At 72.6% G+C, this 16,822-nt stretch carries 13 protein-coding genes and 1 pseudogene; 4 read left to right on the plus strand and 10 right to left on the minus strand.

Annotation, left to right across the window (positions count from 1 at the left end):
- Nucleotides 1–135: 135 nt before the first annotated feature.
- Together ACFUNE_RS13695 and ACFUNE_RS13700 are read left to right on the plus strand one after the other, a co-directional pair.
- Entirely contained in the window at nucleotides 136–687 is a 552-nt protein-coding gene (locus ACFUNE_RS13695) for a GNAT family N-acetyltransferase (RefSeq protein ID WP_383566023.1), read from the plus strand.
- A 90-nt stretch (nucleotides 688–777) separates the two neighbouring features.
- Nucleotides 778–2,535, plus strand: coding sequence for a GAF domain-containing SpoIIE family protein phosphatase (locus ACFUNE_RS13700; protein WP_383566025.1), 1,758 nt, complete (start codon nucleotides 778–780; stop codon nucleotides 2,533–2,535).
- Here the strand turns inward: ACFUNE_RS13700 and ACFUNE_RS13705 are convergent.
- From ACFUNE_RS13705 to ACFUNE_RS13740, 8 genes and pseudogenes are all read right to left on the minus strand, one after another.
- Nucleotides 2,528–2,605, minus strand: a pseudogene (locus tag ACFUNE_RS13705) (Uma2 family endonuclease); the annotation flags it as partial. The gene ACFUNE_RS13700 and the pseudogene ACFUNE_RS13705 overlap by 8 nt on opposite strands.
- A 149-nt stretch (nucleotides 2,606–2,754) precedes the next feature.
- The gene (gene serC, locus ACFUNE_RS13710; RefSeq protein ID WP_383566027.1) at nucleotides 2,755–3,873 is read right to left on the minus strand and encodes a phosphoserine transaminase; all 1,119 of its coding nucleotides are present in this window, start codon (nucleotides 3,871–3,873) and stop codon (nucleotides 2,755–2,757) included.
- Nucleotides 3,874–3,980: 107 nt separating this feature from the next.
- On the minus strand, nucleotides 3,981–5,189 hold the full coding sequence (locus ACFUNE_RS13715) for a cytochrome P450 (protein WP_383566029.1): 1,209 nt from the start codon (nucleotides 5,187–5,189) through the stop codon (nucleotides 3,981–3,983).
- Entirely contained in the window at nucleotides 5,186–6,421 is a 1,236-nt protein-coding gene (locus tag ACFUNE_RS13720) for a cytochrome P450 (RefSeq protein ID WP_383566031.1), read from the minus strand. Before ACFUNE_RS13720 ends, ACFUNE_RS13715 begins: the two co-directional genes overlap by 4 nt.
- A complete protein-coding gene (locus ACFUNE_RS13725) occupies nucleotides 6,418–7,074 on the minus strand; it encodes an ATP/GTP-binding protein (protein ID WP_383566033.1) in 657 nt (218 codons plus the stop codon). The genes ACFUNE_RS13720 and ACFUNE_RS13725 overlap by 4 nt, the downstream gene beginning before the upstream one ends.
- On the minus strand, nucleotides 7,055–7,426 hold the full coding sequence (locus ACFUNE_RS13730) for a DUF742 domain-containing protein (RefSeq protein ID WP_329231576.1): 372 nt from the start codon (nucleotides 7,424–7,426) through the stop codon (nucleotides 7,055–7,057). The genes ACFUNE_RS13725 and ACFUNE_RS13730 overlap by 20 nt, the downstream gene beginning before the upstream one ends.
- Entirely contained in the window at nucleotides 7,423–7,872 is a 450-nt protein-coding gene (locus tag ACFUNE_RS13735) for a roadblock/LC7 domain-containing protein (RefSeq protein ID WP_383566035.1), read from the minus strand. The genes ACFUNE_RS13730 and ACFUNE_RS13735 overlap by 4 nt, the downstream gene beginning before the upstream one ends.
- Nucleotides 7,869–9,383: a sensor histidine kinase gene (locus ACFUNE_RS13740; protein ID WP_383566037.1), complete on the minus strand. Its 1,515-nt coding sequence runs from the start codon at nucleotides 9,381–9,383 to the stop codon at nucleotides 7,869–7,871. Before ACFUNE_RS13740 ends, ACFUNE_RS13735 begins: the two co-directional genes overlap by 4 nt.
- Before the next feature lie 450 nt (nucleotides 9,384–9,833).
- Here ACFUNE_RS13740 and ACFUNE_RS13745 point away from each other — a divergent pair, with 450 nt between their 5' ends.
- Nucleotides 9,834–11,600: an LCP family protein gene (locus tag ACFUNE_RS13745; protein WP_383566039.1), complete on the plus strand. Its 1,767-nt coding sequence runs from the start codon at nucleotides 9,834–9,836 to the stop codon at nucleotides 11,598–11,600.
- 186 nt (nucleotides 11,601–11,786) lie between these two features.
- On the plus strand, nucleotides 11,787–14,561 hold the full coding sequence (locus ACFUNE_RS13750; protein ID WP_383566041.1) for an FAD-binding and (Fe-S)-binding domain-containing protein: 2,775 nt from the start codon (nucleotides 11,787–11,789) through the stop codon (nucleotides 14,559–14,561).
- Nucleotides 14,562–14,612: 51 nt separating this feature from the next.
- Here the strand turns inward: ACFUNE_RS13750 and ACFUNE_RS13755 are convergent, their stop codons facing one another.
- Nucleotides 14,613–15,776 carry a serine hydrolase domain-containing protein gene (locus ACFUNE_RS13755; RefSeq protein ID WP_383566043.1) on the minus strand — a complete coding sequence of 388 codons (1,164 nt, stop codon included), beginning with the start codon at nucleotides 15,774–15,776 and terminating at the stop codon, nucleotides 14,613–14,615.
- Nucleotides 15,777–15,850: 74 nt separating this feature from the next.
- On the minus strand, nucleotides 15,851–16,771 hold the full coding sequence (locus tag ACFUNE_RS13760; protein WP_383566045.1) for a LysR family transcriptional regulator: 921 nt from the start codon (nucleotides 16,769–16,771) through the stop codon (nucleotides 15,851–15,853).
- Nucleotides 16,772–16,822: the final 51 nt, after the last annotated feature.

Raw genomic sequence — 16,822 nt, forward strand, 5'->3', positions numbered from 1 at the left:
TTCCATGGTGCATGAATTCGGGGTGATCCGGGCCTTTCGGGCTGTACTCCCGCGTCGATCAGCACGCTGCCGCTCGCCGCTCGCCGTACGCGGATTCCAGCGGCCCGCGCGCCGGAATCCGCGTACGCTCCGCCCATGCAGGCCGACGGGGCCCCCGAGCCCTTCTCCACCTCCCGCCTCGACGCGCTCCCGCTCGCCGTTCCGCACGCCGAGGAGATGGCCGCGGTCCTCTTCGACCCCGCCCTCCACGCCTACACCGGTGGCGCCCCCGAGGGCGCCGACGCCCTGCGCGCCCGCTACGAACGCCAGAGCGCCGGCTCGCCCGACCCCGCGGAACTCTGGTGGAACTGGGTGCTCCGGGTGCGCGCCGACGGATGCCTGGCGGGCTATGTGCAGGCCACCGTGCGCGGGGCGCGGGCAGAGGTGGCCTGGGTGATCGGGACGCCCTGGCAGGGCAGGGGGTACGCGAAGGAGGCGGCGACAGGCCTCGTCCGGCACCTGCTGGACCGGGGGGCCGTCCGTACCGTCGTCGCCCACATCCACCCGGACCACGCCGCCTCCGCCGCCGTGGCCACCGCGGCGGGGCTCCTGCCGACGGACGAGCGGGCGGACGGCGAGGTGCGGTGGCGGCGGGGCGTGTCCGCAGGAGGAACGGGGCGATCGGTGGGCTCCGAGAACGGCCTCTGATCATGACATGGCAGGAATTGTCTTATACCTTCGTCAGTACGCGGCACACGACGCCGCCGCTCCTGCCAAGCGATCGACGGAGGCCCTGGGGTGGGCGAACTGCGGAGGTTGGAAGCCCTGCGGCTCGCAGGGCTCACAGCGGCGGCCGATCCCGGAATGGACCGGTTCGCGAGGCTCGTCACCCGGTTCCTCCGTGTCCCCGTGTCGCTGGTCTCGCTGCTGGAGGCCGACCGGCAGGTCTTTCCCGGCATGGTCGGACTCGCCGAACCCTGGGCCGCCCGGCGCGAGACCCCCTTGAGCCACTCCTTCTGCCAGCACGTCGTCGTCGACGGCCGACCCCTGATCCTCGAGGACACGCGGGCGCATCCGCGTACCTGCGCCAGCCTGGCCATCCCCGACCTCCAGGTGATCGCGTACGCCGGGATGCCGCTGACCGACGCCGACGGGCACGTCCTGGGCTCCCTCTGCGCCATCGACCACCGGCCCCGGAAGTGGACCGAGGGCGAGCTGCAGGACCTCGGGGACCTCACCGCGGCCTGCTCGGTGGAACTGCGCCTGCGGATCGCCTCGGAACAGATCCGGCAGGACCGCGACCACGCCGACCTCCTGCTGCGCGCCTCCGTCGAGCTGGGCCACTCCCGCGACCTCACCGACCTCACCCGGCGCCTGCGCCGCCTCTTCCACGGCCCCGCCGACCCGTCCTTCGTGGGCCTGCTGCTCGCGGACGGCCGGGGACTGTGGCGCGTGGTCGACCAGGACGACGTGCGGCCGGTGGAGATCGCCATCGACCGCCTGGACCTGGACGCCGGCTATCCCAGCACCCGGGCCATGCGCGAACAGCGCACCGTCTTCGTCCCGGACCACGACGCGCTCGAAGCCGGATTCAGCGCCGAAGCCGTGGCCGGGTACGACTCGCTCGGGCTCCGCTCCGTGCTGTGCGTCCCGCTGACGGGCAGCAGGGGCGTGCTGATGTGGTGCTGGCCGGACTCCCACGTCCTGGCGGTGACGGAGAGGGCGGCCCTCACCGCCGTCGCGGGCTACGTGAGCCAGGCGGTGGAGCGCACCCTGTTCGTCGAGAACCGGCTCAGCATCGCCGAACAGCTCCAGGCCGCGATGCTGACGGACCTGCCGGGCGTGCCGGGCCTGGACATGTCCGCCCTGTACCTGCCGGCCACCGACCAGGACATGGTGGGCGGCGACTGGTACGACGCCTACCTGCTGCCGGGGCCCCCGGCCGCCCCGCAGCCCGCCCTCATGCTCTCCATCGGGGACATCATCGGCCACGACGTCCAGGCAGCGGTCGTGATGGGCCAGGTCCGCAGCATGCTCCGCCAGGCCACCCTCAGCCATCCCGAGCACTCACCCGCGGCCGCTCTGGCCTCGGTCGACAGCGCCTTCGGCGCGCTGCCCCTCGGCCCCGGCGCCACAGCGGTGCACGCCCGCCTCGACCAGGACGGCGGGCGCCGGCGGCTGACCTGGTCCAACGCCGGACATCCTCCACCGCTGCTGCGCACACCCGACGGCCGTGTCCGCACCCTGGGCGAGCACGACCTCCTCCTTCTCGGCACCCCCAGCGACCTCGTCCGCCATGACCACACGGACGAGCTCCCCACGGGAAGCGTCCTCCTGCTGTACACCGACGGGCTGGTCGAACGCCGGGACAACGACATCGAGGCGAGCATCCGGCAGACGGCGTCCGTCCTTGCGGCGCACGGCGACGAGCCCCTGCCGATGCTCCTGGAGGCGCTCTCCCACGGACTCGCGGACGCCCCGCAACGCGACGACGTCGCGGTGCTCGTCGTCCGTGTCACGGGCGACGGGAACGGCCCGCCCGCACCAGCTCGGTGAGACGGTTCGCCGTCACCAGCATCGGTTCCGGCTCATCGTCACAGGGGTGCTCGACTGCCGCTGCAGACACTGCGGGCCTCCTGGGACGGCTGGTGTCGAGACCCTCATCGTAGGGCGGGGGTCCGGTTTCCGTCGTGAGCCCCGTTCGCCACCCCGGCGAGTGAAGCAGAAACGGCCCTGCTCACCGGGGTGAGCAGGGCCGTTCCGGACGGGTGACCGTCAGAGCTTGTCGATCACGTAGTCGATGCAGGCGGTGAGCGCCTGGACGTCCGCCGGGTCGATCGCCGGGAACATCGCCACGCGCAGCTGGTTGCGGCCCAGCTTGCGGTACGGCTCGGTGTCGACGATGCCGTTGGCGCGGAGCACCTTGGCGATCGCGGCGGCGTCGATGCCGTCCTCGAAGTCGATCGTGCCGATGACCTGCGAGCGCTTCGCCGGGTCGGTGACGAACGGGGTGGCGTACTTGGACTCCTCGGCCCAGCCGTACAGGGCCTGCGAGGACGCGGCGGTGCGGCCGGTCGTGAAGTCCAGGCCGCCCTGCGTGTTCATCCACTTCAGCTGCTCGTTCAGCAGGAAGAGGGTGGCCAGCGCCGGGGTGTTGTACGTCTGGTTCTTCAGGGAGTTGTCGATCGCCGTGGGCAGCGAGAAGAACTCCGGGATGTGCCGGCCGGAGGCGTGGACGCGCGCGGCGCGGTCCAGGGCCGCCGGGGAGAACACACCGATCCACAGGCCGCCGTCGGAGGCGAAGGACTTCTGCGGGGCGAAGTAGTAGACGTCCGTCTCGGTGATGTCGACCGGCAGGCCGCCCGCACCGGACGTGGCGTCCACCAGGACGAGGGAGCCCTCGTCGGCGCCCGCGACCCGCTTGACGGGGGCCGCGACACCGGTGGAGGTCTCGTTGTGGGTGAAGGCGTAGACGTCGACGCCGGCCTCGGCCTTCGGGTCCGGGTGGGTGCCCGGGTCCGAGGCGATGACGGTCGGGTCGGCGAGCCACGGGGCGAGCTTCGCGGCCTTCGCGAACTTCGACGAGAACTCGCCGAAGTTCAGGTGCTGGGACTTCGACTCGATCAGCCCGTGCGTCGCGACGTCCCAGAAGGCGGTGGAGCCGCCGTTGCCCAGGATGACCTCGTACCCCTCGGGGAGGGAGAAGAGGCTGCGTACGCCGTCACGCACCTCGCCGACCAGGTTCTTGACCGGGGCCTGGCGGTGGGAGGTTCCGAGAAGGGAGGTGCCGGTCGCGGCCAGCGCGTCGACCGCCTCCGTCCGCACCTTGGAGGGCCCGGCGCCGAAACGTCCGTCGGCGGGCTTGAGGTCTGCGGGAATCTGGATGTCAGCCACGGTCCGGAGCGTAGTCCCTCACGGAAGCGGTCGGGGACCGTGTCCGTCGGATGAGACGCGCGCTCCGGACCGTGGACGGTCTGTGCGCCCGGAAACGACGTGCGGGATCAGCCCAGGTCGACGGGGAGCTCGTACAGGTCGTTCTGGGTCACGATCGGCTTGTTCCGCAGGTCGGCGGCCGGTACGGCGAGGTCCAGGTCCGGGAAACGCTCGTACAGCGCGGGCAGGGCGACCCCCGCCTCCAGCCGGGACAGCGCGGCGCCCGGGCAGACGTGCGGGCCGTGGCCGAAGGCGATGTGGCGGTTGGGGGAGCGCGTGATGTCGAACTCCCCGGCGGTGGGCCCGTACTGCTTCTCGTCGCGGCCCAGCGCGCCGAAGGAGATGAGCAGGCCCTCACCCTTGGGCAGCACCTTGTCGCCGACCTCGATGTCCTCGGTCGCGAAGCGGATCAGGACGTGCGAGGTCGGGGTGTTCCAGCGCAGCGTCTCCTCGATCACGTTCTCCCACGGGACCTCGCCGTTCAGCACGCGCTTGCGCTGCTCGGGGTGGGTCTGGAGCGCCTCCACGACGTTGACGACCAGGCTGATCGTCGTCTCGTGACCGGCCGCGATGATCAGCTGGAGTGTGTTGACGATCTCCTCGTTGGTGAGGTGGTCGCCGTCCTCGGACGCCGCGATCAGGGCGCTGGTCAGGTCGTCGCCCGGGTTCGCGCGCTTGTCGTCGACGATCTTCGTGAAGAGGGTGCCGAGGTCCGCCATCATCTGCGGGACCTCCTCCGGCGGGGTCTGGGTCGAGAAGAACTTCTCGAACAGCTCCTTGAGCCGGGGATGGTCGGCCGCGTCCACGCCCATCAGCTCGCTGATGACGTTCATCGGCAGCGGGTAGGCGAACTCCGCCTTCAGGTCGACGGTCCCGCCCTTGGGCAGCGCCGCCAGCCGGTCCAGGGAGGCGTTCGTCAGCGCCTCGATGCTCGAACGCAGCCGCTCCACCCGCTTCACCGTCAGAGCCTGCGCGACCAGGGTGCGAAGCCTGCGGTGGTCGGCCCCGTCGACGGTCAGCATGGAGCGGCCCGGGTTGACGAGACCGATCAGCGGCCAGTCCATCGGGATCTCACCGCGCTGCCACGCGTTCCAGACGTTGATGTCCTTCACGACGCGGCTGTCGGTGAGCAGCTGGCGGGCCTCCGCGTGGTGCGTCACCGCGTAGCAGTGCACCCCTCCGGGGAGCTCCACCTCGGCCAGCGGGCCCGCGGCACGCAGCACGGCGCTCTCGGCGTCGAGGTCGGCGACGAAGGGATCGAGGGCGATCCGGGTCATTTCTGGCCTCCAAGTGCGGGAGTGGGCGTGAAGTGCACCGGCAGGTCCGTCAGGCCGCGCAGCCACGGGGACGGACGCCGGGTCAGCTTGTCCGCGGGGACGGCGAGGTCCACGTCCGGCAGCCGGTCCAGGAGCACCTCGATCCCCGTACGGGCGATGACCTCCGCGGTCTCCTGGGCCGGGAACGGGCAGCGGTGCTCGCCGTGGCCGAAGGAGAGGAACGCGTTGTTGCCGCCGGTCAGAGCGGAACCGTCGGTGCGCACCTGCGGGTCGCCGTTGGCGGCGGCGATGCCGAGGAGCAGCAGATCGCCGGCGCGGATGTGCCGTCCGCCCAGGTGGGTGTCGCGGGAGGCCCAGCGGCCCGCCACGTTCTGGGTGGGAGTGTCCTCCCAGAGCACCTCGTTCATGGCCTCGCCGACGCTGTGCCGGCCGCCGGAGAGCGACGCGGCGAAACGGTCGTCGGTCAGCATCAGCCGCAGCGAGTTGCCGATCCAGTCCGCGGTCGGCTGGTGGCCCGCCGCCATCATCACCATGAGGTCCTGGGCGACCTCCTCGACGCTGAAGCCGCCCGGGTCCTGGAGCATCCGCGAGGCGACGTCGTCGCCGGGCGCGGCCTGCTTGTCGGCGAGGAGCTGCCCCATGGCGGCGCCCAGGTGCTGCTGTCCGGCCAGCGCCCGCTCGCGGCCGTCGATCATGTCGTTCAGCGCGCCCACGAGGGGGCCGCCGACCTCGTCGCTGAAGCCGTAGAGCTTCGCGAGGACGCGGGCCGGGAGCAGCATCGCGTACTCGGCGATGAGGTCGGTCCTGCCGGTGGAGCAGAAGCGGTCGATGAGATCGTCGGCGAACTCCTCCGCGTACTGCTTGAGCGCGAACGGGTCGACGGCCTCCAGCGCGTTGCTGATCATGGCAGCGCGGACGGTGTGCCGCTCACCGACCGTGTAGAGGATCGACGGCTGCTTGCGCCCGATCATCGGCAGCAGCGGCCAGTTCTCCGGGATCTGCTCCCACTGGTTCCACAGGTCCGAGTCCCGGCTGAAGAGCACCGGGTCGTTGGTGACCTGGTGCAGCTCGCGGTAGCCGAGGATCAGCCAGGCGGGTACGTCGCCGTCGAGCACGACGGGGGCCACGGCGCCGTGGTCGCGGCGCATGTCCCGGTACAGCTGCACGGGGTCGGTCTGGAACCGCGGGCCGGACAGGGGTACGGAACCGTGGGACACGGGGCACTGGGTCACGGGGTGCGCTCCGGGGTCATCGCCGCAGGGCTCTGGCCGCCCGCGAGCGCCGCTCCGGCGCCCTTCGCACGGGCCAGGGAGAGTGCGTGGAGGTGCTCGACCAGCGTGATCAGGACGTACTTGCTGGACGAGCGGTCCCGGGCGTCGCACTCCACGAGCGGGACGTCGGGGGACAGGTCGAGGGCCTCGCGGATCTGCTGTTCGGTGTGGAGCGGCCCGCCGAAGTCGTTGCACGCGACGATGAACGGCGTGCCGTGGTGCTCCAGCCGGTCGATCGCGTACCAGGAGTCCGCGAGCCGCCGGGTGTCGACGAGCACGACGGCGCCCAGCGTGCCGGAGAAGAGGCGGTCCCACAGGAACCAGAAGCGTTCCTGTCCGGGCGCGCCGAAGAGGTAGAGGACCGATCGCGCGTCGAGCGTGATGCGGCCGAAGTCGAAGGCGACCGTGGTGGACGTCTTGGAATGCACACCGTCGAGGTCGTCGACGGCCTCGCCCGCGCGGGTCATGGTCTCTTCCGTGTTGAGCGGACGGATCTCGCTCACGGATCGGACCATGGTGGTCTTGCCGACCCCGAAGCCGCCGACAACGACGATCTTCAGTCCGTTGTCGGCCGTCGCCTGCAGGGCGGCACGGTCAGAGGTTGCGGAGTCCAACGAGCACCTGTTCCAGGGTGTCGGTGTCGGGGAGCCGGTCCTCGACACGTGCAGTACGGGGGTGGCGGGCGCTGATCCGGCCGGTGTCGAGCAGGTCGCACAGCATGATGCGGACGATGCTGACGGGCAGATTCAGGGTGGCCGAGATCTCGACGACCGCGGTGGGGCTGTCGCACATCCGCAGGATCGCGACATGCTCCGACTGCATCCCGGGGTTCGGTTCGCATTCGGCGACGACGAGTGTCACCAGGTCGAACGCGGCGGAGTCGGACCGGCTGCGGCCACCCGTGAGGGTGTACAGCCGGTCCGGATCGTCGTCGCGTCCGGGGCGGGGGCGCGGGACCGGTGTCATACGTCCGCGGTTTCCGCGGCCGGGGCCGCTGCGTCACCTGGCCCGGCGGGGTCGCGCGGCGGGGCGACGAGGTACTCGCCGAGCTGCTCGACGAGTTCGCTCATGTTGTGGCCGACGAGGCCGACGTCGGAGTCCTCGGCGGCCACGACCGCCAGGTGGGCGCCGGCGCCCGCCTCGACGATGAACAGCACGCCGCCGTAGAACTCGGTCATCGCCGACCGCACGCCGCCGGAGCCGTCACCGAACTCGATGGACGCGCCGTGCGAGAGGCTCTGGATACCGGCGGAGATCGCGGCCAGCTGGTCGGCCTGGTCGACGGAGAGTTCGGGGGTACGGCACAGCTTCAGGCCGTCCCGGGACAGGACGAGGGCGTGCCGGGCGCCGGGCGTGCGGTCGAGCAGCCCCTCCAGCAGCCAGTTGAGCTTCTCGTCGGTGGTCGCGCTCATCGGGTGTTGCCTTCCGGGTGCGGGGAATTGGCTCGTACCGCCTGGCTGAAGGTGCTGAAGCGGGCAGCCTGGACCTTCGGGTCGGTGGCACGGGGCCTGGGGGATTCGGCGCCGCCGGGGGTGGCAGTGCCTGTACGGGCTTCGGCGGCGGCCAGGGTGCGGCCGCGGCGGCGCTTGGGCAGGCCGCTCTCACCGATCTGGGGGACGGAGCCTGTGGCCTCCGACTCCGACTCCGACTCCGGCCTCCGGGACGCCTCGTCCGCTCGGGACGTGGCCACGGCCGGGTCCGCCGCCGCGCCGGCCGGGGCCCGGTTCCCGGTGCCCGGCGTCGCGTGGTCCGGCTCCGGCTCGGGGTGCCGGGCGGGCTCCTGGGGGAGGGACGGCGTGGGTGTACGGGAGATGAGCTCCTGAGGCAGCATCATCAGCGCGCCCGTGCCGCCGCGCGCCGACGGCCGGAAGGAGACGGTGAGGCCGTGCTTCCTGGCCAGCCGGCCGACGACGGCGAGGCCGAGCCGGGTGCCGGAGATGCCCGTGAGGTCCTGGTTGTCGGCGGACACGGCCCGCTCGGCGCGGCGCAGCTGCACGTCGCTCATCACCAGGCCGCTGTCCTCGACGGTGACGACGATGCCCGCCGGGACCTCCTCGACGTACACGTGGACCTCCGCCGTGGGCGGCGAGAAGTTGGCAGCGTTGTCAAGGAGCTCCGACAGGGCGTGCATGACGCCCTCCGCGGCGTGGCCCGCGATCGCCACGTCACTGGTCGAGTGGAGGCGGATCCGCTGGTAGCTGCCGATACGGCCCATCGCACCGCGCAGGATCGACTCCATCACGATCGGCTTCGCCCAGCGGCGCCCGGAGCGCGCACCGGTCAGCACGGCGATGGAGTCGGCGAGGCGGCCCGCCTGGGCCGTGCGGTGGTCCAGGTGCAGCAGGTCGCCGAGCACGTCCTCGGCGGTGTGCCGGTGCTCCATCTCGCGCAGGTCGGCCAGCATGCTCGTGGCCAGGGCCTGCATCCGGCCGGCGGCGTTGGCGCAGGCGGAGATCGCCGCGGAGCGCTCGGTCTCGCTGCGCCGGGCGCGGGCGGTGAGGCGCGCGGTCTCGGCGGTGAGCCGCTCGTGCTGCTCGGCGGCCTCGGAGGTGGCACGGGCGACCAGGCTGTTCGCCTCGGCGGTGACACGGGCCGTCTCGGCGGACGCGGCCGCTCTGATGCGGGCGGTCTCCGCGGTGAAGCGCTGCGCCTCGGCGGCGGAGGTCGAGACGAGGCGGGAGGTCTCGGCGGTGAAGCGTTCGGAGTCGGCGGCCCGCAGCGCGCGCAGATTGCGGGCGGTGGCGAGCGTGTGGACCGTGACGGTCACCGCGACGCACAGCAGGACGGCGGCGGCTCCCGCCCCCCATGCGAGCGCGGTCCGTACCGAGGCCGGAGCGGCGGCGACCGCCCAGAGGCACAGAGCACCGGTGACGGCTGCCGATATCAGCAGGGCGAGTGCGGTCGGCCGGAGTGAAGGGCGCAATCGGAGTCCTCGGGGCGGACGGTGCGGAGGAAGGGGACAGGTGCGACGTAAGGAGCAATCGGGGCGTATCGGTGTGGTGATGGTGAAAGAACCACAACTGGAGCTGATTGTTCCTGATCAAGTCACGGCAACTATAGGAGAATTGGCGACTTGTTTGGGGATTCCTTGTGGCCACTTCTGTATGAAATCTGGCTCGAACCGATTCCGGTTGCGTCCGGCGGCCCGAATTCCGCGACTCAACAGGTGGGCCGGGCGGGTAAGTAGTGGCGAATGTGGCGTTATGCCCCCTCTGTGATGCTTGATTTATCACGATCGTCGCTCGTGGGCCGGTGGCCAGCTAGTGTGAGCGCTCCGGTGCAGCCGATCTGCCAGGTCGGCACTGCCGTAAGACACACCGCGCGCCTTGAAGGGGGAGGCGCCGCGTGGCCCCGACGGAGGACGCAGGCAACCGTGGACGCGCAAGGCCGTGGGCGGGACGAGGGCATCGACCCCGCAGACCAGTGGGTACTCAACCCCGACACCGGTGATTACGAACTGCGACTGACCCCTTCCCCAGGGCGATCATCCGCAGCGGCCGGTACCTCCGACACCAGAACGGCGTCGGGACAGCGCCGCAGGCCGAAGCCGGAGGCGGCGCCGTCCGGCGACCGGGCCGCCGTGCCCGGCCAACGCGGCGGACGCCGGGGCGCCGGAGGCGGACGCGGGGACCGGGACGAGCCGAAGAAGCAGGGGAGCCGGGCGGCAGCACCGGCCGCCGGGCGGCGCAAGGCGAAGCCCAGGAAGTCCGGGAAGAAGAAGGCCCTGGTGTGGACGGGCGGCGTGCTCGCCTTCCTGCTGGTGGGTGTCGGCACCACGGGCTACTTCGTGTACCAGCACTTCAACGGCAACATCACCTCCGTCTCCACCGACGGTGCCGGCACGGGCGGCTTCAGCAAGGACCGGGCGATCAACGTCCTGGTGATCGGGACCGACAAGCGGACCGGCAGCGGCAACGAGGGCTACGGGGACGCGGGCAGTGTCGGCCACGCCGACACCAACATCCTGTTCCACGTCTCCAAGGACCGCACGAACGCGACCGCGCTGAGCATCCCGCGCGACCTGATAACGGACATCCCGAACTGTCCGACCACCATGGAGGACGGCTCCGAGAAGGACATCCCCGCGACCAACGGCGGGCGTTTCAACACCAGCCTCGGGCAGTCCGACCGCACGCCCAGCTGCACCATGCGGACCGTCACCGAGCTCACCGGCCTGAAGGTCGACCACTTCATGGTGGCCGACTTCAATGCCGTCAAGTCCCTGACGACCGCCGTCGACGGTGTGGACGTCTGCCTCGCCAAGGACATCGACGACAAGGACTCGCACCTCAAGCTCTCCCAGGGCGAGCACACCATCCAGGGCGAGCAGGCCCTGGCCTTCCTGCGCACCCGGCACTCCGTCGGCTTCGGCAGCGACCTGAGCCGCATCGAGATCCAGCAGCAGTTCCTGGGCTCGCTGATGCGCAAGCTCAAGTCCAACGACACCCTGACCAGCCCCACCAAGATGTGGTCGCTCGCGGAGGCCGCCACCAAGGCCCTCACCGTCGACGACAAGATCGACGACATCAACCAGCTCCGGAAGCTGGGCATGGAGCTTGCCTCGGTCGACCCGAAGAACATCACGTTCACCACGGTCCCGGTGCTGGACAACCCGAACGACAAGGCCACCGTCATCCTCGACAAGTCCAAGGCCCCGCAGGTCTTCTCGATGATGCGCGAGGACGTGTCCTTCACCGCGGTGGAGAAGAAGGAGAAGGCCGCGGCCAAGGCCGCGGACGCCGCCAAGCTCAAGGGCGAGATGGCCGACGCGGCGGACGTGCGGGTCGACGTCTACAACGGCGGCGCCCCCGCCGGCTCCGCGCAGAACGCCCTGGACTGGCTGCAGAACGAAGAGAACGTGCTGAAGTCCACGAACCAGGCCAACGCGCCGGAGAACGTCAAGAAGACCACCCTCGTCTACGCCCCCAACCAGGCGGACCAGGCCCGTCGGCTGGCCGACATGATGGGCCTCTCCGCCTCGGCCCTGAAGCCGACGACGACGGACGCGGGTGAGATGGAACCGATGAAGCTGACCCTGGGGCCGGACTTCACGGAGGCGGGCAGCCCGCTCTCGGCACCCAGCAAGGCGCCGGAGGACATCCAGCGCGTGGAGGCGGACAAGGCGGTCTGCGCGAAGTGACCGCAGGTAGGGCCGCCCCGGTCGCCCCGTCCGGCGGATCCGGCTCGTCCGGCACCTGAGGACGGAACCAGGACGGAACCAGGACGGAACCTCGCGCGGGGCCGGGCGGGCCGCCACGGCGCCGCGCGCCCCGCCCGGCCGGTGCCGGAGGCCCGCCCCGGCCTCCAGGACCGGCATGCTGGCCGCATGGCCAACCCGCACGCCGACCTCACCCGTCACCTCGCCCGGGCCGTCCGGGGCGAGGTGGAGTCCGGCGCGGCCGCCCGCGCGCTGACGACCATGGACGCGTCGAACTACCGCCGCGTCCCGCAGGCGGTCGTGGCGCCCCACGACGCGGCGGACGTCGCGGAGACCCTCCGCGTCTGCCGGGAGCACGCCACGCCGGTCGTCCCCCGGGGCGGAGGCACCTCCATCGCCGGCCAGGCCACCGGCACCGGCGTCGTCCTGGACTTCACCCGCCACATGCGGCGGATCCTGGAGCTGGACCCCGTCTCCCGCACCGCCGTCGTCCAGCCCGGCGTCGTCCTGGACGACCTGCGGGCCGCCGCCGCCCCGCACGGGCTGACGTTCGGCCCCGACCCCTCCACCCACAGCCGCTGCACACTCGGCGGCATGATCGGCAACAACTCCTGCGGTTCGCACTCCGTGGCCTGGGGCACCACCGCCGACAACGTCCGGAGCCTGCGCGTCGTGCGCTACGGGGGAGGCGAGGCCCTCCACATCGGCCGCGGACTGCCCGACGCGCCGCCCGGCCTCCACGAGTTCGCCGCCTCCCACCTCGCCCTCCTGCGCACCGGCTTCCCCGCGCTCCCGCGCCGTATCTCCGGCTACGCCCTCGACGCGCTGCTCCCCGAGCACGGACCGGACCCCGCCCGGGCCCTCTGCGGCAGCGAGGGCACGCTCGCCGTGGTCACCGAGGCGACCGTCTCCCTCGTCGAGGTGCCCCGCGCCCGCGCGCTCGCCGTCCTCGGGTACGCCGACGAGGCGGCCGCCGCCGAGGCCGCCCCCGGCCTCCTCCCGTACGGCCCGCTCACCGTCGAGGGCATGGCCGCCGACCTCGTACGCGAACCGGCCGGGCTGCCGCGCGGCGCGGCCTGGCTGTTCGTCGAGACGGGCGGAGCCGCACCCGCCGAGGCCCGTGACCGGGCGACCCGGATCCTGCGCGCCGCCGACGCCCTCGACGGCACCGTCGTCACCGACCCCGCCGCGATGCGGACCCTGTGGCGCATCCGCGAGGACGCCGCCGGCACCGCCACCCGGATGCCGGACGGCACCGAGGCGTGGCCCGGCTGGGAGGACTGCGCCGTACCGCCCGCGCGGCTCGGCCCGTACCTCCGCGACTTCCGGGCCCTGCTCACCGAACACGGCCTGCGCGGCACCCCGTACGGGCACTTCGGCGAGGGCTGCATCCACGTGCGCATCGACTTCGACCTGCTGAGCGAGCCGGGAGTGGCCCGCTTCCGCCGCTTCTCCGAGGACCAGGCGGACCTCGTCGTGGCGCACGGCGGCTCGCTCAGCGGCGAACACGGCGACGGGCAGGCGCGGGCCGAACTCCTGCCCCGGATGTACGGGGACGAGATGGTCGGCCTGTTCACCCGCTTCAAGGACCTCTGGGACCCGGACGGCGACCTCAACCCGGGCATCCTCGCCCGCCCCGCACGGCTCGACGAGAACCTCCGCTTCGCCGTCCTCCCCGGCCGCCCCGTGGACGTCGCCTTCGGCTACCCGAACGACGGGGGCGACTTCTCGGCCGCCGTACGCCGCTGTGTCGGCGTCGCCAAGTGCCGGACGGCGCAGCCCGGTCCGGACGTCATGTGCCCGTCCTTCCGGGCGACGGGCGAGGAGGCCCACTCCACCCGGGGCCGCGCCCGGCTGCTCCACGAGATGCTCGCCGGGGAGGTGATCACGGACGGCTGGCGGTCCACCGAGGTACGGGACGCGCTCGACCTCTGCCTGTCCTGCAAGGGCTGCCGCACCGACTGCCCGGTCGGCGTCGACATGGCCACGTACAAGGCGGAGTTCCTCCACCACCACTACCGGGGCCGCCTGCGCCCGGCCGCGCACTACGCCATGGGCGGGCTCCCGCGATGGCTGCGGATGGCGGCCCCCTTCGCGGGCGCGCTCAACGCCCTGGCACGGATGCGCCTGCCCGCCGCCCTCGCCAAGCGGCTCGCCGGGATCGACCCGCGGCGGACGCTCCCCGTCCTGGCACGTCGCACGTTCCGGGCGTGGGCCGGGACCCGCGGGGCACCGGAGGCCGGGCCGGCCGTCGTCCTCTGGCCCGACACCTTCACCGACCACCTCTCGCCCGAGGTCGGCCGGGCGGCGGTCCGGGTCCTGGAGGCGGCGGGCCGGACCCCGGTGTTGCCCGCCCCCGGTGTCTGCTGCGGCCTCACCTACGTGTCGACGGGCCGCCTCGACGCGGCCCGCTCCGTCATGCGGCGCACCCTGGACCGGATGGGCCCGCTCCTCGGCCGGCCGCTCGTCGTCCTGGAGCCGAGCTGCGCCGCCGCGCTCCGGACGGACCTGCCGGAGCTCCTCCCCGACGACCCGCGCGCCGCCGGACTCGCCGGTTCCGTCCGCACCCTGGCCCAGTACCTGGAGGAGTACGCCCCCGAGTGGACGCCGCCCCGCCTGGACCGGCGGGTCGCCGGCCAGACCCACTGCCACCAGCACGCCGTGCTCGGCGACGCGGCCGAGCGCAGGCTCCGCGAGAAGGCAGGGCTGACCGGCGAGCTGAGCGGAGGCTGCTGCGGACTGGCCGGCAACTTCGGCTTCGAGAAGGGCCACTGGGAGGTCTCCGTGGCCTGCGCGGAGGATCAGCTCCTGCCGTCCGTGCGGGCGGCGGAACCCGGCACGGAGCTGCTGGCCGACGGCTTCTCCTGCCGCACCCAGCTGGAGCAGCTGGCGGGCCGCCGGGCCCGGCACCTCGCCGAGGTCCTGGCGGAAGGGCTCGACTGAGGGCTGTCCCGGAGTGACGGGACTGGCCTCGGCGGGCCCGGCCTCAGGGGCTCAGAGCTTCGCGACTGCCTCGCTCACCGCCGCCGACAGCCGCTCGTTCTCCGGGGCGGCACCGCCGGGGAGGGCGAAGCGGCGACGGGTGTAGCCGTAGGCCACACCGTTGACGGGGTCGGCGTAGGCCTGCGAGCCGGCGGCCCCCGAGTGGCCGAACGCGCCCTCGCCCAGGGCCGGGTAGTAGCCGGGGGACGCCTCGAAGCCGAAGGCGAAGGCGTCGGCCACGCCGGTCACCAGGTCGGTCCCCTTCCACCGCACCCTGCCCACCTCGGCCAGGGTCTCCGGCCGGAGCAGGGGCGCCCGGCCGTCCACCTCCGAGATCGCCGCCGCGTACATCCCCGCGAGCCCGCGCGCCGATCCCACTCCGCCGACCGAAGCGGGGCCGAGTGCGCGCACCTCGCGGGTGTTGGGAAGAGCCACGACGTCGAGCGGCGGGTCGGACGCGAAGCCGAACGCGACCGCCATCAGGCTCTCCAGGTCCAGCGGGTTCGCCGCGGACTCGGCGGCCTGCTCGGGTGTGGCGACACCGGGGCGGACGGGCACGTACCGGGATTCGAGCTCCTCGGGCAGGCCCAGGTGGAGGTCCAGCCCGTACGGAGCGCGCACCCGCTCCTCGAAGATCTCCTGGATCGACCGCCCGGTGACCCGGCGGACCACCTCACCGGTGAGGGCGCCGATCACCAGCGCGTGGTAGCCGAACGCCGTCCCCGGGGCCCAGTGGGGCCGCTGACCGGCCAGCCGGCCGGCGAGGACCCGGTCGTCGGCCAGGTCCGGGATGCCGAACCCGCCGTCCGACCAGACCAGCCCGGCGCGGTGCGACACCAGCTCACGGACGGTCAGTTCGCCCTTCCCCTCGGCGGCGAACTCCGGCCAGTACGACGCCACCGTGCGCTCGGGGTCGATGGCTCCGTCCTGGACGAGCAGGGCCAGGACGAGGTGGGCGGCGCCCTTGGTGGAGGAGTACACGGCGGGCAGCGAGTCCCCGGCGATGCCCTCCCCCGCCCACAGGTCCACGACCAGCCGGCCGTGGTGGTACACCGCGAGCTGGCTTCCGGGCTCCGTGTGGTCCGCCGCGAGTACGGCGGCGAACTCGTCCCGTACGCCCTCGAAGCCGGCCGTGACCGTGCCGTGCACGGTGATGGTGTCGCCGGTGTCCGTCATGTGGTGCCCCCTGGAATGATCGACCCGATCGGTACACGGCTCCCAACTCCCGTACGTCCGGGCTTCATTCCCCGTCACCGGGTGGAATTTCCCGGGGGCTCCCGCTGTTCCCGCGCCACGATCTCCCGGGCGAGCGTCACCAGATGGGGCAGCGCCGGATGGCCCGGCCCGTCCCGGCGGGCCAGCAGGACGGGCAGGGGCGGCGCGTCGGTCAGCGGCACGTAGGCGACCCCGGCGTGCGGGTGCATCCCGGCGGTGGAGGCCCCCGAGACCCCGCTGCCCCGTCCCGCCGCGACGGCGGTGAGCCAGTCGTCGGTGTTGGCGACGGTGAGGGTGGCCGCGGGCCGGTCGTGCGGGGGCCACAGGGCGAGCGTGGTGGTGCCCGAGACGGTGTTCAGGACGACGGCGTCGCCGGTCAGATCGGCCAGGGACAGCGAGGCGCGGGCGGCGAGCGGGCCGTCGGCGGCGACGGCGGCCACCCGGTCCTCCGTGAACAGCACCTCGGTGACGAGCCCCGGGGTGTCCACCGGGCCCCGCAGCAGCGCCGCGTCCACCTCGCCCCGGGTGAGGCCGGCCGTGCGGTCGTCGATGCGGAGCAGTTCGAGCGGGGTCCCGGGGTGGCGCTGCTGCCACGTCCGCAGCAGCGGTGTGGTGTACGGACCGAACGCGGACCACGCGTGGCCCAGGCGCAGCGGCCAGTGGCGCAGTCGGCCCGGGTCGATGGCCTCGTCGAAGGCGCCGACCGCCGCTGCGGCCTTGTCGCGGAAGGCGACGCCCTCGGGGGTGAGGGCGAGGTGATGCGTGGACCGGTCGACGAGCCGGACGCCCAGATGGCGTTCGAGGGCGGCGAGCGTGCGGGAGACGACGGGCTGGGTGACCCGGAGCCGGGCGGCGGCGCGGGTGACGCTGCCCTCGTCGGCGATGGCGAGGAAGGCGCGCAGATGTCGGACCTCGATGCCGCGCCCGCCGGTCCCGGTGTCCTGTCCAGTCCTCATGCCGCCGGAGCATAACGGGAGCGCAATGGGCATTTCACGGGAGGCGCGCGG

The sequence above is a fragment of the Streptomyces sp. NPDC057287 genome (assembly GCF_042667905.1).
Classification (GTDB): Bacteria; Actinomycetota; Actinomycetes; order Streptomycetales; family Streptomycetaceae; genus Streptomyces.

Bases quoted from the DNA above. Each gene is read 5' to 3' on its own strand.
- ACFUNE_RS13715 (WP_383566029.1), bottom strand. From the start codon at position 5,189: ATGACCCGGATCGCCCTCGATCCCTTCGTCGCCGACCTCGACGCCGAG.
- ACFUNE_RS13735 (WP_383566035.1), bottom strand. From the start codon at position 7,872: ATGAGCGCGACCACCGACGAGAAGCTCAACTGGCTGCTGGAGGGGCTG.
- ACFUNE_RS13755 (WP_383566043.1), bottom strand. From the start codon at position 15,776: ATGACGGACACCGGCGACACCATCACCGTGCACGGCACGGTCACGGCC.
- ACFUNE_RS13750 (WP_383566041.1), top strand. From the start codon at position 11,787: ATGGCCAACCCGCACGCCGACCTCACCCGTCACCTCGCCCGGGCCGTC.
- ACFUNE_RS13695 (WP_383566023.1), top strand. From the start codon at position 136: ATGCAGGCCGACGGGGCCCCCGAGCCCTTCTCCACCTCCCGCCTCGAC.
- ACFUNE_RS13760 (WP_383566045.1), bottom strand. From the start codon at position 16,771: ATGAGGACTGGACAGGACACCGGGACCGGCGGGCGCGGCATCGAGGTC.
- ACFUNE_RS13730 (WP_329231576.1), bottom strand. From the start codon at position 7,426: ATGACACCGGTCCCGCGCCCCCGCCCCGGACGCGACGACGATCCGGAC.